General features: G+C 44.5%; 21 protein-coding genes and 1 riboswitch. Of the genes, 10 read left to right on the forward strand and 11 right to left on the reverse strand.

The window, feature by feature from the left end:
- The first annotated feature begins 1 nt into the window (after position 1).
- The 8 genes from B4Q04_RS16720 (at position 2) to thiH (ending at position 8,644) form a co-directional block, all read left to right on the forward strand.
- Positions 2-934, forward strand: coding sequence for a type IX secretion system membrane protein PorP/SprF (locus B4Q04_RS16720; protein WP_088697498.1), 933 nt, complete (start codon positions 2-4; stop codon positions 932-934).
- 10 nt (positions 935-944) lie between these two features.
- Entirely contained in the window at positions 945-2,882 is a 1,938-nt protein-coding gene (locus tag B4Q04_RS16725; protein WP_088697499.1) for an OmpA family protein, read from the forward strand.
- Positions 2,883-3,075: 193 nt separating this feature from the next.
- A riboswitch (TPP riboswitch) is annotated at positions 3,076-3,172 on the forward strand.
- A gap of 109 nt (positions 3,173-3,281) precedes the next feature.
- Positions 3,282-3,485, forward strand: coding sequence for a sulfur carrier protein ThiS (gene thiS / locus B4Q04_RS16730; protein ID WP_013994981.1), 204 nt, complete (start codon positions 3,282-3,284; stop codon positions 3,483-3,485).
- Positions 3,486-3,592: 107 nt separating this feature from the next.
- On the forward strand, positions 3,593-5,452 hold the full coding sequence (gene thiC, locus B4Q04_RS16735; RefSeq protein ID WP_088697500.1) for a phosphomethylpyrimidine synthase ThiC: 1,860 nt from the start codon (positions 3,593-3,595) through the stop codon (positions 5,450-5,452).
- A 10-nt stretch (positions 5,453-5,462) separates the two neighbouring features.
- The gene (locus B4Q04_RS16740; protein WP_088697501.1) at positions 5,463-6,095 is read left to right on the forward strand and encodes a thiamine phosphate synthase; all 633 of its coding nucleotides are present in this window, start codon (positions 5,463-5,465) and stop codon (positions 6,093-6,095) included.
- Positions 6,096-6,100: 5 nt separating this feature from the next.
- Entirely contained in the window at positions 6,101-6,754 is a 654-nt protein-coding gene (gene thiE, locus B4Q04_RS16745) for a thiamine phosphate synthase (protein ID WP_088697502.1), read from the forward strand.
- Between the two features lie 2 nt (positions 6,755-6,756).
- Entirely contained in the window at positions 6,757-7,527 is a 771-nt protein-coding gene (locus B4Q04_RS16750; protein ID WP_013994985.1) for a thiazole synthase, read from the forward strand.
- Positions 7,528-7,537: 10 nt separating this feature from the next.
- Complete coding sequence (gene thiH, locus B4Q04_RS16755) at positions 7,538-8,644, forward strand: 2-iminoacetate synthase ThiH (protein ID WP_013994986.1); 1,107 nt, start codon at positions 7,538-7,540, stop codon at positions 8,642-8,644.
- A 20-nt stretch (positions 8,645-8,664) separates the two neighbouring features.
- Here the strand turns inward: thiH and B4Q04_RS16760 are convergent, their stop codons facing one another.
- The 4 genes from B4Q04_RS16760 to B4Q04_RS16775 all read right to left on the reverse strand — a co-directional run bounded on the left by B4Q04_RS16760 (position 8,665) and on the right by B4Q04_RS16775 (position 11,852).
- Positions 8,665-9,477, reverse strand: coding sequence for an RluA family pseudouridine synthase (locus B4Q04_RS16760; RefSeq protein WP_088697503.1), 813 nt, complete (start codon positions 9,475-9,477; stop codon positions 8,665-8,667).
- Between the two features lie 139 nt (positions 9,478-9,616).
- Positions 9,617-10,381, reverse strand: a complete 765-nt coding sequence (locus B4Q04_RS16765) for a YoaK family protein (RefSeq protein WP_088697504.1) — start codon at positions 10,379-10,381, stop codon at positions 9,617-9,619.
- Between the two features lie 475 nt (positions 10,382-10,856).
- Positions 10,857-11,291: a hypothetical protein gene (locus B4Q04_RS16770; RefSeq protein ID WP_088697505.1), complete on the reverse strand. Its 435-nt coding sequence runs from the start codon at positions 11,289-11,291 to the stop codon at positions 10,857-10,859.
- Between the two features lie 33 nt (positions 11,292-11,324).
- Positions 11,325-11,852, reverse strand: a complete 528-nt coding sequence (locus B4Q04_RS16775) for an ester cyclase (RefSeq protein ID WP_088697506.1) — start codon at positions 11,850-11,852, stop codon at positions 11,325-11,327.
- 219 nt (positions 11,853-12,071) lie between these two features.
- Here B4Q04_RS16775 and B4Q04_RS16780 point away from each other — a divergent pair, with 219 nt between their 5' ends.
- Positions 12,072-14,033 (forward strand): histidine kinase dimerization/phosphoacceptor domain -containing protein, encoded by a 1,962-nt coding sequence (locus B4Q04_RS16780; RefSeq protein WP_088697507.1) that lies wholly within the window; start codon positions 12,072-12,074, stop codon positions 14,031-14,033.
- Between the two features lie 2 nt (positions 14,034-14,035).
- The gene (locus B4Q04_RS16785) at positions 14,036-14,770 is read left to right on the forward strand and encodes a LytR/AlgR family response regulator transcription factor (RefSeq protein WP_013994994.1); all 735 of its coding nucleotides are present in this window, start codon (positions 14,036-14,038) and stop codon (positions 14,768-14,770) included.
- A gap of 216 nt (positions 14,771-14,986) precedes the next feature.
- Here B4Q04_RS16785 and B4Q04_RS16790 read toward each other — a convergent pair whose 3' ends face one another.
- The 7 genes from B4Q04_RS16790 to B4Q04_RS16820 all read right to left on the reverse strand — a co-directional run bounded on the left by B4Q04_RS16790 (position 14,987) and on the right by B4Q04_RS16820 (position 24,524).
- Positions 14,987-17,119, reverse strand: coding sequence for a DUF349 domain-containing protein (locus B4Q04_RS16790; RefSeq protein WP_013994995.1), 2,133 nt, complete (start codon positions 17,117-17,119; stop codon positions 14,987-14,989).
- 190 nt (positions 17,120-17,309) lie between these two features.
- Positions 17,310-18,050 carry a shikimate dehydrogenase family protein gene (locus tag B4Q04_RS16795; RefSeq protein WP_088697508.1) on the reverse strand — a complete coding sequence of 247 codons (741 nt, stop codon included), beginning with the start codon at positions 18,048-18,050 and terminating at the stop codon, positions 17,310-17,312.
- 31 nt (positions 18,051-18,081) lie between these two features.
- The gene (locus B4Q04_RS16800) at positions 18,082-19,110 is read right to left on the reverse strand and encodes a DUF368 domain-containing protein (RefSeq protein WP_088697509.1); all 1,029 of its coding nucleotides are present in this window, start codon (positions 19,108-19,110) and stop codon (positions 18,082-18,084) included.
- Between the two features lie 10 nt (positions 19,111-19,120).
- Positions 19,121-20,035, reverse strand: coding sequence for a DUF368 domain-containing protein (locus B4Q04_RS16805; RefSeq protein ID WP_013994998.1), 915 nt, complete (start codon positions 20,033-20,035; stop codon positions 19,121-19,123).
- 115 nt (positions 20,036-20,150) lie between these two features.
- Entirely contained in the window at positions 20,151-21,551 is a 1,401-nt protein-coding gene (locus tag B4Q04_RS16810; RefSeq protein WP_013994999.1) for a tetratricopeptide repeat protein, read from the reverse strand.
- A gap of 97 nt (positions 21,552-21,648) precedes the next feature.
- Positions 21,649-22,830 carry an aspartate aminotransferase family protein gene (locus B4Q04_RS16815; RefSeq protein WP_013995000.1) on the reverse strand — a complete coding sequence of 394 codons (1,182 nt, stop codon included), beginning with the start codon at positions 22,828-22,830 and terminating at the stop codon, positions 21,649-21,651.
- Positions 22,827-24,524 carry an OstA-like protein gene (locus tag B4Q04_RS16820; protein ID WP_088697570.1) on the reverse strand — a complete coding sequence of 566 codons (1,698 nt, stop codon included), beginning with the start codon at positions 24,522-24,524 and terminating at the stop codon, positions 22,827-22,829. The genes B4Q04_RS16815 and B4Q04_RS16820 overlap by 4 nt, the downstream gene beginning before the upstream one ends.
- Positions 24,525-24,637: the final 113 nt, after the last annotated feature.

Raw genomic sequence — 24,637 nt, forward strand, 5'->3', positions numbered from 1 at the left:
CATGAAAAAAACGATAATCACCATCCTGTCCCTGTTCGCGGGCCTTGTCTCGGTCTGTGGCCAGCAGGATGCCCAATATACCCAGTACATGTACAACACGATTTCGGTGAACCCCGCCTATGCGGGTTCCCGTGGTGTGTTCAGTATCGTGGCGCTGCACCGCTCGCAGTGGGTGGGCCTTGACGGGGCCCCGACGACGCAGACGCTGAACTTCCATACGCCGGTCTCCAATAAAGTGGGACTGGGACTTTCGGTGGTGAACGACGAGATTGGTAACGGCACCAACCAAGACACCTATATAGACGCGGCCTTCTCCTATACGGTCAAGACCTCGCGCGAGGGCAAGCTGTCTTTCGGCCTGAAGGCGGGAGGCCACCTTTTGAACATCGATTTCTCGAAGCTGAGGAACTACGGTGCGGAGAGCAACCTTCCGAACATCGACAACAAGTTCTCTCCCAATATCGGGGCAGGGGTATACTACCATACGGAGCGTTTCTATGCGGGACTATCGGTGCCGAACTTTTTACAGACGGAGCACTTCGACAATTCCAACACCGACAGCAGTTCTTTTCTGGCGGAGGAGCGTATGAACCTCTACCTTATCACGGGCTATGTGTTCGATATGAACCAAAGGTGGAAGTTCAAGCCTGCGGCCCTTGTAAAAATGGTGAAGGGAGCACCGCTTCAGATAGACCTAAGTGCCAATTTTCTTTATAATGATAAGTTTTCACTAGGTGCCGCCTATCGTTGGGACGCCGCGGTGAGCGCGCTCTTCGGGTTCCAGTTGAGCGACCAGTTCATGGTAGGGGTAGCCTATGACCGGGAGGTGACCGATTTGGGGGCGACACGGTTCAACGACGGCTCCTTCGAGATCTTTCTCAGGTACGAGTTCCTGAACCGTTACAAACGCGTGATCACCCCAAGATTCTTTTAATATACAGGATATGAAAAAAGCAAGATACATATTCTGTGGACTGGCGCTACTGGCCATGGTGGCACGGGCACAGGAGAAAAAGATACGCAAGGCCGACACGAAGTTCACGAACTATTCCTACGCCTCTGCGATACGGTCCTATGAGGGCCTGGTCGCGGACGGTTATACGGAAGAGGAGATCTTCAAGAACCTCGGCAACGCGAACTACTACAACGCCAATTACGATGAGGCCTCCAATTGGTACGCCCAACTGTTTCAGTTGGGAATAACGGATATCGACCCGGAATATATGTACCGCTACGCCCAGACCTTAAAATCGTTGGAGAAGTACGATGCATCGGACGTTTGGATGAACAAGTTTAAGACGGCAAGGTCGAACGACCAGCGCGCCCTGGCCTTCGGCAATAACGAGGACTACCTTGAACGTATAGAGGCGAATTCGGGTCGCTATGAACTGAAAAACCTGGGGCTGAACTCGAAGGTATCCGATTTCGCGCCCTCTTTCTACGGGAATGACCTGGTCTTTTCCACGGCAAGGGACAGCGGGCTCATATCGAAGAACATCCACAGGTGGAACGACGGGGCCTTTTTGAACCTTTACAGGGCCACGGGCGACGACCAGGGTAATTTTACGGCACTGGACAAGCTGGACCGGAAACTGAACAAAAAAACACACGAGTCCTCCACGGCCTTCACCAAGGACGGCAAGACCATGTACTTTACCCGGAACAACTCCGACAACGGAAAGTTCTCTAGGGACGGGGAGGGGGTGAGCAGACTAAAGATATACCGCGCCGATCTAATTGATGAAGAATGGGGCAATATCGTAGAGCTGCCCTTCAACGACGACAGCTACTCAGTGGCACACCCAACCTTGAACAAGGATGGGACAAAACTATATTTCGCTTCGGATATGCCGGGAACTGCCGGGGAGTCGGATATTTTTTCTGTAGAGATCAACAAGGACGGAACTTTCGGGGCACCGCAAAATTTGGGCCCACAGATCAATACGGAGGCGAGGGAGACCTTTCCCTTTGTTACAGGTTCCGATATTTTATATTTCTCTTCTGACGGACATCCCGGTCTGGGCGGTCTTGATGTATTCGGAACGGACCTGAAAGACGACAGCGGTAAGGTTATCAACGTAGGAAGGCCCTTGAACGGGGAGGAGGACGATTTTTCGTATATCGTGAACGAAGAGACCCGAACGGGCTTTTTTGCTTCTAACCGAGACGGAGGTCAGGGTAACGACGATATCTACGGTTTTGTAGAAAGGGAGCCTTTGGACTTTTCTTGCCATACCGATATTACGGGCGTGGTCAGGGACGGGAAGACGGGGGCTTTGTTGGCCAAGGCCTCTATCACGATCTATGACAGGGAAAACAATATCGTAACCACTTCCGAAACGGATGCCAACGGGAATTTTGCCGCCAAAGGCGATTGTACCGATGGAAGGTATAAAGTGGTCGCTTCCAAAACGGACTATGACGAAGGGGATAAAATGTTCACTTCGGTCAACGCCAAGGATGCTACGGGTATAGAAGTGGTACTGAACAAAACCGTTAACTCGGCGCCCATAGGTACGGACCTGGCCAAATACCTGAATATAGAACCGATCTACTTCGATTTCGACAAGTACTTTATCAGGGAAGATGCCAAGATCGGTATCGACAAGGTCTTGGCCTACTTGAGGGAATTCCCGAACGTAAAGGTACAGGTACGCTCCCATACCGACTCGCGTGCCAACGATGCCTATAACATGCAATTGTCATCCAACAGGGCGAAGTCCACGGCAAATTATCTGATCGCCCAGGGCATCCCTGAAAGCCGGATATCCTTTGAAGGCTTCGGGGAAACCCAACTGACGAACGAGTGTAGCAATGGGGTGCCCTGTACCAAAGCACAGCACCAAATGAACAGGCGTTCTGAATTTATAGTGGTGGAATAAGACGAAATAAATACCTGAAGGGAAGAAAGGGAAGTAGCCATGCTCTTCCCTTTTTTTTATACCGCAGAAATACTCCTCGGACCTAAGTAGGGAAGGGGGAGTTTTATTTTTTCATTTTATGGCCAATTGATTAAAAAAACAAACTTCTTACGTTTTTTCAATTTTATAACATTTTCATTCTATACATTTGTAGAGTAAACTTTAGGGGTGTTCCCAATACATGGAACTGAGACATACCCTTTGAACCTGATGCGGTTAGTACCGCCGAAGGGAAAAGTTGAAAAACATTTTGCAATAAATGTTTACAGCCTTTTCATTGATGTACCCTGTTTTCTCTCTGGGTACCTTCGTTTCAAAGACTTCTCGGACCTCTATCGTTACAGCATAAATTTATTCTGTATGATAACGATAAACATGAACCAACAGCGGTTGCAGGTCGGTGCCAAGACCACCATCCATCAATTTTTACAACAAATCGATTCTTCCGTAAGTGGCGTTGCAGTTGCCATTAACGACCAAGTCGTGCCACGAAGCCATTGGGAAACCCGTTCTCTGCAAGACGACGATACCGTTCTAATCATTCAGGCCGCCCAAGGCGGATAGGAATAGGACCATATATCGTCCCGTCCCTTACCATTTCCAATAAAAAACATAAAAATTCATATAAAAACGCCAACAGCGAATAGCTTGACGCACTTAGCCATAGAAAAATGAAAAAAAGAGACACCGCCCCAAAAGAAGGTCAAATTACAAGACATCCCTTTCCGAATTCGAAAAAAATCTATGTAAGTGGAAAGATCCACCCAGAGCTTAAAGTGGCCATGCGTGAGATTACTTTGAGCGATACCAAAGATTCCCTCACGGGTAAGCTAACCCCTAACGAACCTGTAACGGTATACGATACGTCGGGACCCTACACAGATCCCGAAAAGGAAATAAACGTACACAATGGTATAGAACGCATACGCGAACCATGGATATTGGATCGTGGTGATGTGGAACGACTGGAGGGCTTCTCTTCTGAATACTGTAACCAACGCTTGAAGGATCCAAGCCTTGACCATATGCGTTTTTCACACCTGAAAACACCCCTACGGGCGAAAAAGGGTAAAAACGTAACCCAGTTGCACTACGCCAAACAGGGTATAATTACTCCTGAAATGGAATACATCGCCATCCGTGAAAACCAAAGGATCGATGAGATGACGGAGATTGCCAAGCAGCACAAGGGCGAACATTTTGGAGCGGCTATTCCCCAAAAAATAACACCGGAATTTGTGCGTGATGAAGTGGCACGGGGGCGTGCGGTTATTCCTTCCAATATAAACCACCCAGAAGCGGAACCTATGATCTTGGGCCGTAACTTTTTGGTAAAGATCAATGCGAATATCGGTAACTCGGCTACGACCTCTTCCATTGAAGAGGAAGTGGAAAAAGCGGTTTGGGCCTGTCGTTGGGGAGCCGACAATATAATGGACCTCTCTACCGGTCAAAATATTCACGAAACCCGGGAATGGATCATCCGTAATTCCCCGGTTCCCGTAGGTACCGTACCGATCTACCAAGCACTCGAAAAGGTAAACGGTGTTGCCGAAGACCTTACTTGGGAAATTTTTAAGGATACCTTAATCGAGCAGGCTGAACAGGGAGTGGACTACTTTACGATCCATGCGGGCGTTTTGTTACGTTACGTTCCTATGACGGCCAAACGGGTTACCGGTATCGTTTCCCGTGGCGGTTCCATCATGGCGAAGTGGTGTTTGGCGCATCATAAAGAGAGTTTCCTGTACACCCATTTTGAAGATATCTGCGAAATCCTGAAGCAATACGATGTGGCCTTTTCATTGGGTGACGGACTACGACCGGGTTCGGTGGCCGATGCCAATGACGAAGCCCAATTTGCCGAGTTGGAGACCTTGGGCGAATTGACAAAAATTGCCAGAAAGCACGAAGTACAATGTTTTATCGAAGGTCCAGGTCACGTGCCCATGCATATGATCAAGGAGAATATGGAAAGGCAAATAGAGGTTTGCGACGAAGCCCCGTTTTACACCTTGGGCCCGTTAACGACCGATATCGCCCCTGGTTATGACCATATAACCTCAGGAATCGGTGCGGCCATGATCGGTTGGTACGGATGCGCCATGTTGTGCTATGTCACACCAAAGGAACATTTGGGCTTACCGAATAAAGATGATGTACGAACTGGGGTAGTTACCTATAAATTGGCGGCCCATGCGGCAGATCTGGCAAAAGGACATCCTGGGGCACAACATCGTGATAATGCCTTGAGCAAAGCGCGATTCGAATTCCGTTGGGAAGATCAGTTCAACTTGGGCTTGGATCCAGAGCTGGCCCGTGAGTACCATGATGAGACCTTACCTGCGGATGGAGCCAAGATTGCACATTTCTGCTCTATGTGCGGCCCTAAATTTTGTTCCATGAAAATATCTCAGGAAGTACGTGATTTTGCCGCTGCCAATGATATCGTAGATAACGAAGTCATTCAGAAAGGTATGGAAGAAAAATCAAAAGAGTTTAAGGATAAGGGCTCGGAAGTGTATTTGTAAACCTTGAACCATGATCGTTCTCATTGCCCCGGAAACCGATGTGCCCAACGAGCTTGAAACCTTAAACCATTTGTTTCAAGAAGGGTTGGAATACTATCACCTACGTAAACCTAATAAGGATTATACGGGGCATGTGGCGTATATGAACGGTATCGATAAAGCCTATCATAATAGGGTCGTAGTACACCTGTACCATCGCTTAATCGCTGATTTTGATTTAAAGGGAATTCATTTTCAGGAGCAAAAGCGAAGGGAGGTACTTGAAAAAGGGGCATTAGATGAAAAGACTCCCGATACGCTGATGCAACATTACGCAGCATCATTGGAAGTAGACCGTTCCAAGATCAAGAGCATAAGTTCTTCGTTTCATGAACCGAATGAGCTGCAAGGCTGTAACTTTGAATTCGATTACCACCTATTGAGTCCCGTGTTTTCTTCCATTTCAAAGAAGGGATATGAGGGTAGGGGATTCAATGTCAACCATATCGACAAAAGAATCATAGGTATGGGGGGCGTAACCAAGAACAACTTGCCTGAAATTCAAAAATTAGGATTTCGGGGCGTTGGGGTTTTAGGAGGGATATGGAACAGTAAAACGCCAGTTGAAGAGTTCAGGGCGATGCAAGAATTTTATAGAAACTAGTGAACATGAACATACCGAAACTGCATTACATATCGCAAGGAAAGACACCGGAAGAGCATCTGGAAAATATTCAGAAAGCCTGTACATCGGGAGCTGAACTGGTGCAATTGCGCTTAAAGAACGTAAAAAAAACCGTGGTGCTCAAAACAGCGGAAAAGGCAAGGGAGCTAACGGCGCATTTTCAGACACGCTTAATTATCAATGACCACTATCAAATTGCCAAAGAGGTACAAGCCGATGGGGTACACTTGGGGAAAACCGATGCCGATCCCGTAGTGGCCCGAAAGTTATTGGGCGATTACTATATCATAGGAGGAACGGCAAATACCTTGGACGATTGCTTGGCTTTGGTAAAGAAGGGCGTCAATTATATTGGTTTAGGGCCTTTTCGTTTTACGACCACCAAGGAAAACCTGAGCCCCATTATTCCACTGATCGGATATCAGGGTATTGTTGGGGAATTAAATTCGGATATGCCCATTATCGCCATTGGTGGCATTACCATAGATGACGTTCCCGAGATTTTAAAAACAGGGGTTTATGGTATTGCGGCATCTGGCGAGATTACAAAGGATTTCAATAAAATAAACGCCTTTCATAAACTTTTGAAGGCCACTTCCACCAATGAACAGATTTGGAATAGGGAAACAAAATTTTAAATATGACAGATATACTTCAAATAGCGGATAAGACTTTCTCGTCAAGGTTGTTTACCGGTACGGGCAAGTTTTCAAGTTCTGAAAAGATGCGGGAAGCTATCTTGGCTTCGGAAAGCGAACTGGTTACCGTAGCCCTTAAAAGGGTAGAGGTAGGGAATAAGTCGGACGATATGCTCAAAAGCCTTAATGCGGAACATATCAATTTATTACCGAATACTTCCGGGGTGAGAACGGCCAAAGAAGCGGTTTTTGCCGCACAATTGGCGCGTGAGGCCCTAGGGACGAATTGGATGAAATTGGAAATCCACCCAGACCCACGCTACTTATTGCCCGACCCGATTGAAACCTTGAAGGCGGCCGAGGAATTGGTGAAATTGGGTTTTGTAGTAATGCCCTATATTCATGCCGACCCGGTTTTGTGCAAACGCTTGGAAGATGTTGGGGTGCAATGTGTAATGCCCTTGGGTGCACCCATTGGCAGTAACAAAGGTTTGAAAACCGATGATTTCCTCAAGATCATCATTGAACAGAGCAATGTACCGGTAATCGTAGATGCCGGTATCGGGGCGCCATCGCATGCGGCCTATGCTATGGAACTGGGCGCCGATGCCGTATTGGTGAATACGGCCATTGCGGTAGCCCAAAGTCCGGTTGACATGGCGGTCGCCTTTAAAATGGCGGTCGCGGCAGGTCGAATGGCATATTGCGCGAAATTGGCCCCGATAAAGGAAGTGGCCGAAGCCAGTAGCCCCTTGACCTCATTTTTGAATTAAAACCGAATATATGGCCTTTAAAGATACATTTGAGCAATACGATTGGGATACGCTGGAGCAGGAAATTTATGCCGTGACCGAAGCGGAGGTGGCAGCGGTGTTAAAAAAGGAACGCATTTCCTTGGATGATTTTAAGACCTTGATTTCCCCGGCCGCCAAACCTTTCTTGGAAGTAATGGCGCAGCGTAGCCATCAGTTGACCAAGAAGCGTTTTGGGAATACCATACAGATGTACCTGCCCATGTACCTCTCCAATGAATGCCAAAATATTTGTACGTATTGTGGGTTTAGTATGACGAACAAAATCCCCCGAAAAACCTTGAGCGATGCCGAAATTCTAAAAGAGGTGGCCCATATAAAAAAATTGGGGTACGACCATATTTTATTGGTGACAGGAGAGGCGAACAGAACCGTTGGGGTTTCCTATATGAAACATGCCATAGAACTGATCAAAGACCACTTTTCCAATATCAGTATAGAAGTGCAGCCCCTCGGGCAGGCAGATTACGAATTGTTGATGGAAGCTGGGTTATATGCGGTTTTGGTATACCAGGAAACCTATCATGAAGCCACGTATAAGGTACATCATCCTAAAGGAAAAAAATCCAATTTCCATTATCGATTGGATACACCTGACCGATTGGGAAAGGCCGGAATCCATAAAATAGGATTGGGGGCCTTGTTCGGTTTGGAAGACTGGCGGGTCGATAGTTTTTATACGGCCCTGCACTTAAAATACCTGCAAAGGACGTATTGGAAGACGAAGTACAGCATTTCGTTTCCTCGGTTAAGACCGCATCAGGGCGACGTGCAGCCCAAAGTGGAAATGACCGATGCCGACTTGGTTCAGCTGATTTGCGCCTATCGTCTTTTAGATGAGGATGTGGAGCTCTCAATGTCTACCCGTGAAAGTGAAACCTTCCGAAACAACATTATAAAATTGGGGATTACCTCCATCAGTGCCGAGTCTAAGACCAATCCGGGAGGGTATACGGCCGAGCCCGAATCTTTGGAGCAATTTGAGATTTCAGATGAACGTTCTACAGGGGAAATCAAGGAAATGATACGAAAGCAAGGCTATGAGCCCGTGTTTAAAGATTGGGAGGTTTTCGCCTGATGACGCTGTATTCACATCGCCTAAAGCTCACCGAAAATCTTGGTGAACCTTTCCGGTAGATCGTCTGTTACTTTGAGATGTTCCCCGGTAAAGGGATGAATGAATTCCAAGGAATACGCATGCAGGTAGAGGCCTTTACCCATTAAGATAAAGCCTTCTTTACCGTAGGTTTTGTCACCGAGAATAGGGTTTCCCATAGTCGACAGATGTTTCCGTAACTGGTGTCGCCTTCCCGTTTTGGGGTCGAGCTTGACCAAATTTAAGTATCCGTATTTTTTAGAGGGAACCGAACGGATGGTTTCAAAATGGCTTTCGGCAGGTTTGTCGTCTATAGGATCGGTGATTTTTCCCGTTAGCGGCATTTTTCCGATCGTTGCCGCATAGTAGACCTTTTGAACTTTTTTCTCTTTAAAAAGTTGGTTGAGTTTACGGATGCTCGCACCCGTTTTTCCCGTTAATAAAAGTCCCGTTGTAGCATAATCCAGTCGATGTACGGGCTGCGGCTTGGTGGCGTCGGATAAATGGCTCGGTTTTAGGTTTTGGGGCAGGGCGTTTGCAATGGTCTTAAAACTGTTTCCGCTCACCAGTATCCCTGCGGGCTTGTGGATGATGGCCAAATAATCGTCTTCAAAAAGCACCTTGAGGTCGAAAATCAAAGTCTTGCTTGAGGGTTTTTCTTCAGCTAGGGAAAGTTCGATCTTCTCGCCTCCCTTGAGGAAGGTGGACGTATGGGCCAAGTGTCCGTTTACCTTGACACGCTTTTTCTTTAGTGCTTTTTTCCAGGCCGATTTTGTGGGGACGGAAGGAAACACGCCCGCGCCATACTCTTGCATACGGATAGGGGCGTCAAGTTGCGCTACGATATGTATTTCGGTATAAGCGATTTTTATAAAGAATGGGATTAAGGGTACAAGTTAAGGCATAGAAACGAATTCAAAGAAAAGGGAATTGAACAATGGCAAGCCGATACGGTCATCTGCGAAACGCATGTTTGTGCTTTGCGGTTTTCTTTTGGCTATACTTTCTCCGCGCCTTGATCAAACGGTAACGGATGTCGTCGTAAAAGAGACTGGAAAGAAGAATGGCGGCCCCAACAATTAGGGTATTCAGTTTAAATTCCATTTTAGAATAGAGAAACCCGCCTACTAATCCCCCGGCAAAAAAGAAAAGGATAATATAGACGCGCAACTGAATATTCGACTTAAGTTTTTCCCTGTTAGGATGCAGTTTGGGAAAGAACAATTGGGAAATTTCTATTCCCAAATCCGTAAAGAGTCCCGTTAAATGCGTAGTTCGGACTATGGCGTTGGAAATTTTGGTAACATAGGAGTTTTGGAGTCCCATAGCAAATAACAACAAACAAGCGATGGTATCGAACGACTCTAGTTTCATCACATTGCTCGATAGGGCTATGGATATCAAAACAAGACATTCGATTGTGGTGGGGAGCACAAAAACGTTCAGTTTTTTATTGGCCCGAAACTTTTCGATCAGAAAGCTTGATAAAAACGAACCGAAGAGAAAGGAAAAAATATAGAGAAAATAGATGGTACCCCTCCAGAATTTAAAATTGGCCACATCGTAAATAAAAAGTGCAAAATGTCCGGTGACATTTGTAGTTAGCTGCTTGATCGATAAAAAACCCGTTACATTTACAATACCGGCCACAAAAGACAATACCGTTGCAATCTGCAGATTGTGTTTGAGGGTCCTGCTCTTGCCTTGATGTCTAAACATTCATTCTTACTTTATCCAATTGCACGGGCAAAGGTCACATTTTTTTGTGCCATTTGATTATTTATGCCCCAACTTTTTTCATTACCCATTGAGTGGCACGCTCCGATTTTGGAATGTTGCCCCGATATAGTGGGAATAGCGACTTTTTGGCTTGGGGTATCAATCAAAGGAAACCTCGAGTCTTGTTGGTGAATTCATGATTTTAGACCTGAAGAACGACTTGCTTTTTTTTTCGGTTTTATAGAAAAGGCCTTAAACTAATGATATAAAAACAGACAGGCTATCGGGACAATACGTTTTAGCTAATTCATTGGTTATTTACCATGAGAGCATTGTCTTTTCAATTCCCCTGAATAGGATAACCCATCTGTTCGGTATTTTATAAGGTATTAAACCGGCAGAACCCCACTTTGGTTTCCCCCGAAATCCGCCGTAGGATATACTGCCCGGTTTAGTCTTGATTTTGGTAGAACAACTACTTTTTGGCCAGTTCCGGAATTTCCTTAAAGATTTCATCGGAATGGGTTACTACATATTTACCAAATGTCTTCATGAAAGTGGCTCTTTCCTCTTCATTGGGCCACCCTGTTTCCATAAGTTCTTCTTGTTTGATATTAGCGGCTTCAATATCATTCCAATTCGCATATTCGGTAATAACGACAACATCACGTAGATCGGCCCCAGAAATATGGTACATTACTTTTTCGCTTATGATCTTTTCGTTTTTAAAGACTGTCTTTTCTGAAAATTCTTTTAGAAGTTCCTTGAGTTGCTTATTGCTGCCATCTTCCGGTACTTGTAATTTCCATGTGGTTGCCATGTAATAATGTCCATCTTGGGCCGTACCTGAGGTTGGCATAAATACTAGCAGTAGAAGTAAGGTTCCCAGAAGCGATTTAATTGCTTTCATAAATTTTATATTTAATTGGTTATATGTATTTAATTATTTTAAGACGGGAGGGTTTAGGGTATAGCCTAACTGCTGAAGCAGTTCAAGTTCGTTGTAGTACACGTCTTCTTGTATGATTTTACCTTTATTGTTAAATGAAACGGTGGCATGGCCGCTCAGTTTTATTTTTTTTCCCGTGGCCGGTGTTTCACTGAATATTCCGGTGTTCGTTCCTGTCAATGTCCAATGTGTAAAAAGTTGCTGGCCCTTGATTACGATAGCGTCAACGGTCATATAGGCATCGGGAAAGCCCATAAAATAAATATTCATAAAGGCTTTCATTTCATTTTGATTATCCGCTACCCGTATTCCGTTTTGATTGTGAATGTAATTTTCGGCTGAAACCGATTGAAGGGTATCCACGTTTTTTTTGTTCCAAGAGGCCTCTATGAAGTTGTTGTAGTTAGTAGCCATAAGGTGCTCGAGCTTTGGTAAACCGTCCGAATGTAATTGGCCATTGTCTTTACATGACGAAGCCATAATGGAAATAAGAAGAGTCAATAAAAGTCCTATAGGTTTCATGCTTTCCTAAAATTATCAGGGTTAACAAATCAACTGGTGGCTGCTTGACATATTAATTTGAGGTGAAGCTATCTAATTCAACAATAGGGTATAATCGTGTTAGGACGAAACCCTAGGAATACTGTCCGAATACGCCTTTCTATTTATCGAAGGGATTCTAACAACTTTGTTGTATATTTAAATTTTCCTCATGTCCCCCGGTGAGAAGCACACCAAACAATGAGAACCAACTTTCAAAAAGCTATTGCTTTTTACGCCCTTTCCATATGGAGTTGCAGTATGCTTTTTGCCCAAATCGTGAATGATGGCCGCGATATTTCCTACAGAAAAGTGTTTGTGGATACCGATAATTTTGGGGCTTCCTACCTTGATGTTTTAGAAAGGGCATACCCTTTGGCAAGACCCGATTCCCTCAAGTTTTCCATGCTGAACGACCTAGCGTATTACTGGCATACCAGAAATTTGAACAAAGCCATGAATTTTACAAAAAGGGGCTTGTTTCTTACCAGGGCTTCCCATGATAGCGTTTGGAGGGGGCGTTTTCAAATTACCGAAGCTGCCATTTTACTGAGAAAGGAAAAATTAAATTCTGCCGAAGCCGTATTGGAAAGTGCACGTTGCAAAATACCAGAAAAAGATTTACCCCTCCTCAATACCCAATTGGGCTACGTATACGAACGACGTGGAAAATTGGGCAAAGCAGCAGACTATGCCCTAGAAACCCTTCGCTTGGGCGAAAAACTGAAGGACAAAAGGGCCATGGCCATGGCCTATAGTGATTTAAGCAACCTTTTTTGGAAACAGTCGAAATTCACTGCCGGATTGGAGTATGGCCTTAAATCCTTATCCCTTTATGAAGAACGTGGTATAAATGATTTGGACTACGATTTTACCTTGTATGTGGTCGGTAATAATTATTTGTCGCTAAAAGATCATGAAAAGGCATTGAACTATTTTGAACATTCAATAACCATTGGGGAGCGTTACGGTTTCTACAATAATTTGAGTGATGTGTATATGATTTTGGTCGACACCTATGCCTATTTGAACGAATTTGAAAAGGCGGAAGAGGCCGGTGTCAATGCTTTAAAGTATGCCGATCTGTTGGATAATAATTTTATGACGATGCGAAGCTGGCTGGCCATTGGTAAATTGAAAAACCTACAAGGTCAATACGCTACCGCTATTGAATGTCTTGAAAAATCCATTACCATTGCCACGGAAGATTTTGGCGATACCTTTTTCTTGAGTCAGGCCTATGAGGCCTTGGGCAAGGCTCATGCAGGGAACCACCAATATAAGGAAGCATATGCCGCATTTGCCCGTTACGATGAACTGAAAGCCGCGGTATTTACAGCAGAGGCGGATAAAAGAACATCACTGTTGCGGACCGAATTTGATGTGGCCAGTAAAGAAGATAGGATATTGGCCCAAGAGGCGCTTATTTCAAAACAACGGACCACACAAAAACTAAGTGTTGTTATTTTGGCATTGCTATTGTTGCTTTTGCTTCTATCCTATAAGGTCATTCAGAATAAATTCAAGGTCAACAAAATGTTGCAAAAGCAAAATGGGGAAAAAGAGTTTTTACTCAAAGAGATTCATCATAGGGTTAAAAATAACCTAGAGATAGTTTCTAGCCTTCTGTCGCTTCAAGCCGCCCGTATAGATGATGAAGATATGCTTAAGACCATGCGCGAAAGTCAGCACAGGGTGCAAAGCATGGGGATGATTCATCAGAAGTTGTATACGGGAAAGAATTTGGCGGCCGTTGAAATGAAAGGGTATTTTGAGCAATTGGGGGAATATATCATCGATGCCTTTGGTTTCGACCCACAGGTCTTGTTAGAGGTAGATATGGAACGCCTGGAACTAGATGTGGATATGGCTATCCCTATTGGGCTTATTGTAAATGAATTATTTACCAACGCCCTGAAATATGCCTTTCCGAATGGAAGGAAAGGAAACATTAGAATAAGTCTTAAGGAAATAGATCATATACTCCAGCTAGATGTGAGGGACGACGGTATAGGTCAACTATTTGATGCGAAACCCAAAGGTAGCGGGTTTGGCACACAGCTCGTAGGACTGCTCACAAAACAATTGGATGGAAAGATGAAACTTAATGTAGATCAAGGTACTTCGGTTTCGATTCAATTTCAACTGCATAAAGCTGCTTAATTATGGAAAGGGAAGTTCGGATACTTATTGTAGAAGACGATATGATCATTGCTGCCAATATCTCATTACAACTCGGGAATTTGGGATATGAGGTTACAGGAATCGTGACCAGGGGGGAAGAGGCTATACTTCACGTCAGGGAAAACCCTCCGGATATCTTGTTGTTGGATATTAACCTTAAGGGAAGTTTGAACGGGATTGAAACGGCAAAGGCCATCCAAACGTTTAAGGATATTCCCGTTATCTTTCTCACCGCCAATACAGATGAAGCCACATTTGCATCGGCCAAGAAAACGAGACCTAAGGCATTTATCACCAAACCTTTCAACAAACTGAACTTGCAACGGACCGTAGAGTTGGTGGCAGACCAGATATGGGTGCAAGAGCATCCGGTTCGGCATTCTTTTTTAGATTTGGAGGTTTTGGGCGACCGCATATTCATTCGTTATAATGGTAAAATGGAAAAGGTGTTATTGGACGATATCCTTTACATGGAAGCCGATCGTAACTACTGCACCGTAGTGACCGAAAACGGTAATTTTGTTTTGAGCTGTACGCTCAAAACAATGCAGGAGCGATTGCCTAATTCCAGTTTTATGCGCGTACATCGTTCTTATGTGGTCAACCTTTCCAAGTTGGATGTAATTGCTGATGACCATTTAGAGATCAATAGAAAGGCGATTCCGTTGAGTAAGGCCAACAGAGATTTTTTATTTAAACGTATACAGGCTATTTAAGGCGACTTTCCTTCTGGTCGGATCCATGCATGGCAGGAGTGTTATTTCTCTTCGGCTACTTTAGGTTTCCGATTAAAAAAAAACTGGTATTCGCGCATTTCTAAGCTAGGGGTAAAATAGCTGGCAATTCCATGGTGCCGAACTTCGTTCCCCTATCTTTTCTTTATCGGCACGAGCACCCTCCCGATGCCGTCCCCTTCTAGCAAATGTACATGTTTATTCTTCTTCTCCGGCAGCGGCCTCTTCCTCTTCGGCGTCGCTTGCCCGGTTCAGGTCGTTTTTCATGATATTGAGCTTTTTCAGCTTTGCCTTCCAGGTCTCGAGCGTTTCTTTATGGCTTTCTACCCTTTTTATGACATCACGAACCAAGGGATTGTCTTCCGATGCGTTGGAGAAAAATTGAAGATTGGTTTCTAGCTGGCGGATTTCGGCCTTGCTTTCCTCTATTTTTTTACGAATAAAACTACGTTCGTTTTGTATGGCCCGCTCGTTATCGGCATCGGCCAATTGTTGAATTTTATTACCGTATTTCAGCAGTTCCGATTCTTGGCGGTCAAGATCGAGCTTTTTAAAGATGCCATCGAGGATCTTATTGAATTTTTGGTCGATGTTCTTCTTCTTAAAAGGCACTCTTCCAATGGATTTCCATTCGGCTATAAAGGCTTTTATCGACTTTAGGTCGTCTTCCCTTGTACCCGAGAGTTCAAAGGCCGACAGTCTTTCCAAACAGGCATTTTTCTTGTCGTAGTTTTCCTGTTCTTCTTTTAGGCCTTCGTTTTTTAGGGCATGGAGTCGGTCGAAATAATGGTTACAGGCACTTTTGAATTCCTTCCATATCTTATCGGAATATTTTCTGGGTACGTGTCCTATTTCCTTCCATTCGCTCTGAATTCGTTTCATTTCAGGGGTAGCGCTGTCCCAGTCCTCGCTGTCCTTCAGGGCAACGGCACGGTCGAGCAGGGCCCGTTTTTTATCAAGGTTTTCCTGTTGTTCTTTTTTAAGGTTCTTGTAATAGGCGTTTTTATTCCTATTAAAATTTCGGACCGCGGTTTTAAAGGCGTCCCATGTTTTTTCGTTTTGGTTTCTAGGGACCTTTCCGGCGGCGAAAAAGGCGGTTCTGAGCTCCTCTAGTTTTTTGATCTGCTGTTGCAGGGCCTTATGGCTACTTGCAACGTTTTCCGAAAGTTCCTTAATGGAAGCAATGATTTCGTTCTTACGGACCAGGTTGTTCTCGTATTGGGCATCAAGCTCTTTGTAATGGTCTTGGCGCCTTTGGTGCAATACCTTGGTAGCATTACTGAAGCGTTCCCAGATTTCTTCGCGGTGTTCTTGACTTACGGGGCCTATATCTTCCTTCCAGATTTTGTGCAAGGTCTGCAGGTCCCTAAAGGCTACGGTGAGGTCAGGTTCGTTTGCAAGGGCTTCGGCCCTTCGTACCAGTTTTTCCTTTTCCTCTAGATTGTGTTTGAAATCTAGATCGCGCAACTCGCGGTTCAAATGTAGGAAATCGTAAAAAATCTCTATGTGGTGCTGATAGGTGCGCCATACATTGTTGTACTCGGTACGCGGTATGGGACCGGCATTGCGCCAGTTTTCCTGAAGTTCTTTGAACGCCTTGTAGGTGGAGTTCATATCTTCATCTACATTTATTAAACCTTTCAGCTCTTCAATGATCTCAAGTCGCCGGTTTAGGTTTTCCTTCAGGTTTTTTTCAAGGTTCTTATAATATTGGTTGCGTTTTTCACGGTAGTCACTGTAGACTTCGTTAAACTGCCTTTTGGTCACCGAATTGTACTTGAAATCGACTTCGTTACCGCCTGCGTTTATAAAATCTTCTTTCTTCCCTTCTATAAATTCCTGAAATTTCAGGTCGAACTCGTATTTGATGCCTTCAACATGCTTCTTAATGGCCTGTACCTTTTCGTTACGGACCAATTTTTGAAGTTCGCCCACCAAGTTTTCCATAGACATCGCATGGTAATCTAAAAGCGGAATGGTATGTCGCTCTTGATTGTCGGTATCTTCGGCGTCCTCGGCATTGTTCTCGTCTATTTCTTCGAGTACGGCATCGTCTTCATTCTTTGTCTTTGCGGTTTCTGTCGGGGCCGGTTCTTCCGCTTGGGGCGTTTCAGGCGGAGCGTCAGCTTCGGGCGTAGTTTCCGTTTCGGCCTCGAGGGGTTCCGACGGCTTTTCCGTTGGCGCCTCGTCCGTTGCTTTAGATGGTTCTTTTTCGGGGATTTCTACGGCTTCCGGTACTTCCTTTGGTGCCGTAGCTTCAGTATTTTCAGTGGTTTCTTGTATGTTTTCTTCCCCTACGTTATGTTGTAGTTCCCGTTCCTTATCTTCCATCGTTTATAAGATATTGATTATGCAGATTGCTAGGGTAAGATACTAACAACCGCTCTAATGACAAAAGGTATGCTCGTATTTTAGCTTTTCTGCACTACGTCGGACTTTGATTTGGAGGTAGGGAAGGTACCGTTTTTTATAGGTCCTCTTGCCTAGATAGTTAGTGTTGGAAAGTGCAAGGAAAAGACGACTAACGCTCTTGCCATATCTGCCAAGAACGGTCGGCTTGTAGCTCTAACATGCGTAAACCGTTGGAAATTTGTGCGCCTTGGGCCTCTCCGGCCGTTAAAAAAGCAGATTTTTCAGGATTATAGATAAGGTCGAACAAAAAGTGCCGGTCACTGATGAATTCGTACGGCAGGGTGGGGCGTTCCTCAATATTGGGGTGTGTACCCAATGGGGTGCAGTTCACCAATACCGTATGTTCTTTTAATACTTCTTCGGTGACCTGGTCGTAGCTGATCTTATTTTTCCCTTCACTCCTTGAAACAAAAAGATAGGAAATGCCAAGCTCTCCCAAAACATAGGCCACGGCCTTTGAAGCTCCACCTGTTCCCAAGATTAACGCCTTTGTGTGGTGCGGCTTTAGAAAAGGTGACATGGCGTGTTTAAAACCATAGGCATCGGTATTGAAACCTTTGAGTCCGTTTTTGTTGAACTGTATAGTGTTTACCGCGCCAATTTTTTCGGCCTCAGGATCGAGTTCCGTCAAAAAGGGCATTATTTCTTGTTTATAGGGTATGGTCACGTTCATACCCTTGATGTCTTTATTGTTTTTTAGAACATCGGTAATTTCTTCGATGGCTTGAAAGTCGAAATTCTCATAAGAGTGGTCGTTCAGGCCCAAGGAAGCGAATTTTTTGGTGAAATATCCGCGAGAGAAGGAATAGGAGATGTTTTTACCGACCAATCCGAACCGTGTTCTTTTCATATTTTGTTTTTAAGGATAAAGGGTAAATCGTTTATACTGATAGTTTAGTTTCTTTTTGGGTCTTTCCGTACCAATCGAGCAACAGCAATATGGCAATGCCGACCCCGATGAAAAAGATGGCCCACCAGGTTTCCGAACTTCCGAGATCGGGAAAGAAGCGTTCGTAATTACTGATGATTTCCTTTCCGTTGCTATCCAGTATCAACTCCCCGGAAGCATCGGTCTTAAATATCGTGCGTTTCCATGGCCAGACCACACCCAATGAACCGGTTATAAAACCGATGATGACCGCAGTGGTAATGTGTTTGTAATGTTTGAGTACATAGGTCAATAAATGCGAAAGGCTTACGAGTCCCGTAGCCGAGCCCGCAGTGAATACGGCTAAAATGGTCAAGGTGTCGATCCGTTCGGCATTTTGGGTAAAGCTAAAATCGCCGCGTAGTATTTCGGCAAAGGTATCGTAGAGGGCATTTACCGAATCGACCAGCAAGAGCACATAGTTGCCCAAGAGGATAAGGATAAAAGAGCCCGAAAGTCCGGGAAGGGTCATACCTGAAACACTGATGATACCACAGACGAAAATGAAGAGAAGGTTATCATTTTCCTTAGCGGGATTAAGAAAGCTTATAGATATACCCACGATAAGCCCGATGATACCGGCCGTAATGGTTTTACGGTTCCAGTGTTCAAAGTCTTTTGAAATGTAATAGATAGACCCTAGGATCATACCGAAAAAAGCGGCCCAAACAAATAGCTCTTTGCGTTCTAAAAAGTAATCGAGCAGTTTGGAAACGCTAAAATAACTGACCAACATACCAAAAATAAGAAGCGAGAGGAAGGTTCCGTTGATGTAACGGAAAAAACTCTTGAACCTTCCGTTCAAAAGCAATTTGAATGCCTTGCCATTTACCTTTTGTAGCGAGTAGATAAATTCTTCATAAAAACCTCCGACAAATGCAACTATACCTCCTGAAACACCGGGCACTTTGTTAGCGGCACCCATGCACAGACCTTTTATGACCAAGAAGAATTTGTCAAGAAATGTTCTGGTATTGTACATGATAGGGGACTTATTTTTTCGAAGCAGTTCTTTCGAGAATAAAAATAACCAAAAAGCCGGTCAATGCGGCAATTATGGCGATCATAAGTTGATTCTCGCCTTCGAAATTAAAGGGACTCACATTTTCGTCTATCGTAATGATTTTTTCGCCAATGGTCTTGGTGTCGAGTACGCGCTTCCAAGGCCATATTTTGTTCAATGAACCTACAATGAAACCGGTCAGTAAGGCAAGGGTTAGGTTTTTTTGGTGGTTGAACATCCACTTTAATACTTTGGCAAAACTCAAGAGACCGAAAATGGCCCCTACACCTACGACCCCGATAATCTTGAAGTCGAGATTGTGCACCGCATCGATTATAGTTTTGTACGACCCCAGCAATACTAAGATAAAGGCCCCTGAAATACCGGGCAGGATCATGGCACAGATGGCCAAAGCTCCCGACAGAAAAAGATAGGGCAGGCTATGGGCACTTTCAGAGGGGGGTAAAATGGTAATATAATAGGCGATGGCGGCCCCTAGTACCAATGCGATAATGGTTTTTGCATCCCATTTTTGGACCTCCTTGCCCACGAGCAAAATACTTGCAATGACCAGTCCGAAAAAGAAAGACCAAATCAGAATGGGCTTGTTCTCCAACAACCAGCTCACCAGTTTGGCCAAAGAGAGTACGCTTATACCGATCCCCAAGAACAAGGCCATAAGAAAATTCCCGTTCAACTTGGTCCATGCGGCCTTCAGTCCGTTTTCCTTGAGTTCCCTAAAAAGGGAAAGGTCTACGTTGTTGATCGAGGTGATCAGCTCTTCGTAAATTCCCGAAATAAAGGCTATGGTACCTCCGGAAACACCTGGTACAACATCGGCAGCGCCCATGGCCATGCCTTTTAAAGTAATGAATGTATAGTCAAGAAAATTTCTTTTTTCCATGTAGATTATTCGTTGAAAAGCAAAAATAGCTTTTAAAATTTGAACCTAGGAAAAAATGGAACAAGCCCTTATGATTTTTATGGATTAAAAATATAAGGGCTTGGTGGTAAGGTGGTTATTTTGCTGCTTTTTCTGCCTTTTCCACAGCTTTTAAAACCCATTCGGATTTGGTGTACTGGGGAAATTCCTCAAAGAAAAGCGATAATTTTTGTAAATCTAGTTTTAAGGCGTCCATCAAGCAGATCCGACCGTTGATCGTATCGTTGTTCGCTAAGTGGAAGCCCGCCATTTTATATTTAAGCTCGGCACTCTCGGGATAGAATTCTTGACCTTGTGACAGTATTTGAAGTGCCGTAGCGGCATCTTCGTTGTTATAGACCACATCGGCCCAGTTTAGCCAAGTCTTTAATTCGTAATTGCCGAGGTCTACGGCCTGCTTAAAGGCGAAATCGGCTTGGTCGTACTTTTTGAGCGCGGCGTTGATGTAGGCGCATTTCTTCCAGTACAATGGGTTTTCGCCATCTATGTTCAAAGCCTTGTTTATGTAATAGAGGGCTTTTTTGTAGTTGTTTCGTCTATAGTAAAAATCGGTAATGGCCAACCAACCCTTATCGAGTAAGGGATCTTCGTGTACCGTATGGTAGTAGTAATACTTGGCCATTTCGTCATTCTCCAGTCGCTCGTGACATTTGCCGATACGCAAATAAGCATGGGAGGTGGGGTCGTCCATTTTAATGGTGGCCTCATAATTGTCGATGGCTTCATTGTATTTGCCCATTTTTTCGAGCACCTTTCCCTTTTCAAAATAAGCACCTATAAAGGTATCGTCGGAAATGATGGCAAAGTCAAAGGCACCCAAAGCTTCGGGATACATCTTTTTGTAAATATATTGCTTGCCCAATTGATGCCAGGCCACTTCGCAATACGGGTTTCTTTCTAAGTAATCGTTCAGGTACACAATGGCTCCGTCATGATCTTCCAGGAATTCAAAGCAGTAGATTACATTGTAAAGCGATGAATAGTCCTGTTCATCGAAGGAAACACAGCGCATAAAACTCTCTTTGGCCAGTTTAAAATCGTCCATGAACAAGTACTCCATCCCCAGTAAGGAATGAATATCAAAGCTGTTTTCCGACAGGTCGAGTGCTTGGTTCAAAAGCGCGACTGCGGCTTCGTGATTATCTTTCTTTGAATAGATATTGGCACGTTGGATAAAGATCTCTTCGTTGGTCCCGTCCAATATTTGAAGTTCGTCCAAATACTGTTCGGCAAGGTCAAGGTGGTTTTCAAAAACCAAAACCTCAATATCCAACAACTTGAGTTCAATAGAACCTGGGTGTTGTTGCAGACCGATCTTGATCGCTTTCTTCGCCAGTGCTATTTTGCCATTGTTCAAATAATGATGTATGATGTCTTCAAAATCTTCGGCGTCAAAGAAATAGACGTCGTCGGTTTTAAGCATCGATTCAAACTTGGCAATTGGCCTATTGGGCCTTTCGTTGGATTCTAACGCCATAGAAACGTTTTGGTTAAACTATGTTATTAAAAGTAGCCTTTTGATAGGTTCTTTTAAAACTGGTTACCGCTATATTATTAACAAATTAGTTAACAGCTTATTGCTTATAACCTTCTAAAACTTCAAGTATTATGCCACAACCACTTTCAATTTCCTCGGTGGACATGGTTAAGGGAGGTGAAATTCGTACCGCACGGGGCTCAAAGAGCAACCAAAATAAGATCAAACCTCTTTTGGCGCAGTTCAGTATTACGTGATTTGCTATTTCGGCATTTTCCATAATCAAGGCGAGCATTAGGCCTTTTCCCCTAATTTCCTTGATTAGTCGGTGTTTTAGTAGCTTTCTGACAAGGGCTTCTTTTTTTAGGGTGTCCGCGATCAGTTGGGTCTCGGTAATTTCCTTTAGGGTGGCCAAACAGGCCGAGGCAATAACCGGGTTTCCACCAAATGTGGTGATGTGTCCTAATTTCGGACTGTCCTGTAGGGTAGACATAAGCTCTTTGGAAGCGGTAAAGGCTCCTACGGGTAGTCCGGAAGCCATGCCCTTGCCCATGACCAAGATATCGGGTACGCAATCGTAATGTTCAAAGGCGAAAAGTTTTCCGGTACGGCCAAAACCGGGTTGGATTTCGTCTAAGATCAGCATAGTGCCGGTAGCGTTACAACGCTGGCGCACCTTTTTTAGATAGCCATTGGTAGGTTCTATAAAACCCGCCCCGCCTTGTATGGTTTCCAAAATTACGGCTGCGGTCTTGTCGGTGATCTTATCGAGGTCGTCTTCGTTGTTGAACCGGATAAAGCCTACATCCGGTATGAGGGGCCTAAAGGCACTTTTGCGTTCTTCGTAGCCCATTACGCTCAAACTGCCCATGGTGTTGCCGTGGTAGGCGTGTCGGGCGGCCAACAATCGACTTCTTCCGGTAGCCCTACGTGCTAGTTTCATGGCGCCTTCGACCGCTTCGGTACCGCTGTTCACCATATACGTGGTTTCTAGGGAAGGAGGCAAAAGTGAAGCGAGTAGTTTGGTATAGGCTACCGCCGGTTCTTGAATGTATTCCCCGTATACCATTACGTGCATATAGGTTTCGGCTTGTTTTTGTACGGCCTCCACTACTTTGGGATGGCAGTGTCCGAGACTACAGGCCGAGACTCCCGCAACAAAATCTAAATGGGCCTTGCCATCGGTATCGTAAATGTAACTGCCTTTGGCATGCGAAATTGGCAAAGCCAACGGGTAAGGGGAGGTTTGTGCCTGGTATTTTAAAAAATCTTCTTTCATTGTATCGGACTTGAAGTCACCTTTTGAACTTTGGGCCTAAGCTTGGGAGCCGGGGCCTTGTCATTTGAAGAAGGGATTTTGTTGACCGGATCGCCCGAGTTTTGGCTGCGTTCTGCCTCTTCGGCATCAATGTCGATAGGGTTGTCAATGCCCCGTATGACCGGTAGCACAAGATTGTTGTCGTCTTCGTCGAAAATGTCGTCCTTGGTCCTGATACGCTCATCGCCACGCCAGATGAAACCTTTGAGTTTCCGGCTCTCAACGGGGAGTTCCTTTTCAGGGAATATATCGCCATTGGGTTCGGTAAAGAAGGTAAGGTCTTCCACATCATTATTGGCCATGACAATATTGATCCGGCTGCAAATGGTTTTGTCTATGCCTATAAGCTCGTCGTCATCATTGTACATGTAATAGATGACCTCGGTGTTCTTGATCAAGTCGATATACTTGAGTTCATTGTCTTCAAACTTCCCGAAGAGGTCTTTTCCCTTAGCCTGGTTATAACCGGTTTTTCCAATACTGTCCAAGGAAATAATAAAAGCGTTTTCAAGTACTTTTAGGGAGTCTAGTTTTTCGGTTTCAAGATTTGATATAAGGTGTATGCTATCGCCCGTCATCTGGTTTTCGCCGTTCCATATGACCGGATTGCGAATCAGTTGGGTGATTCCCGTTTTCTCAGAAGAAAATATAGAGTCGCACTTACCGCTCAAATCGGTCTTGTAGAATTTCGCATTTCTAAATGCACGAAGTACACGGTTTTCGGGTTTTCCCGTTATCATTAAAGTGTCGCCGTGCATATAAAGCGAATCTTGCTCTACCAAACTTATGGATACGGCCCGCTTGGTGGCAAAAACCGAATCTTTTGCCTTGAATACTTCGGCATAGTGGGCACGAACAATTCCCTTGTTTATGGTATCGGTGACTACAATGTTGTTGGTGGCCGAGGCAAATTCGCTAGCCTTGTCAAAATATACGCTATCGCCTTGTATGATACGATTGTTGTAGTCGATACGGGTATTTTTTATTCCGTAGCCACTTTCGACTTTCGTATCGTAAAACCCGCGTTCACAATAAATTTTATAGGTTTCACCCGTTATGGTCGAAGGACCGTACATGTAGGCGTTCTTTGATGTGGTGTAATAATCGAGGCGGTCAGAATCTAAGGTATACTGGGGGTTTTCAATGTGTACACTGTCTAAAAACTGGTACTTGTCGAGTTCCATAAAGTAGCGGCCAATTTCGCTGGTAAGGGTATTGGTTGAATCGACAATGGTGCCCGAGCTGTTGTAGTAGGCTTCTTGTTTTTGGCGGTCAAAATAGAGCGTGTCGGTTTTTAAGGTCATTTTGCCACTTTTTTGGTCGGTCTCTAAAAGAACCTCTTCAAAAGCCTTGGCAAGTTTGGTTTCACCGTCATAATTGATTTTTCCACTGGTCATTTCAATGGAGTCACCCTGTTGTAAACGAACGTTGCCCAAGGCCCGTAAGCGGTTTTCTTTTTGATAATAGATAGCGATATCGCACCATAGGTCGGCTCCTTGGTGTTCGAATTGAACCTGTCTGTCGTCTTTACTGAATATTGAGGCACCGGGAAACTGGGCTTCGTTTTTTGTAAAGTTGGCACCATAAACAATATTGATCTGTTTACTCTGGGTAGTATCGGTTACGGTCGTCTTTTTGTCTTGCCCATAGCTTATAAAGACGGGGCAAAGAAGTAGTAAAAAAATACGAAGTAGATTCAAGGCTATCGGATATTTTGCCCAAAAATAGGCTTTTTTTAAAGGAAGTGATATAGTTTAGGATAGATTTA

This window comes from Zobellia sp. OII3 (genome assembly GCF_002211465.1).
Classification (GTDB): domain Bacteria; phylum Bacteroidota; class Bacteroidia; order Flavobacteriales; family Flavobacteriaceae; genus Zobellia; species Zobellia galactanivorans.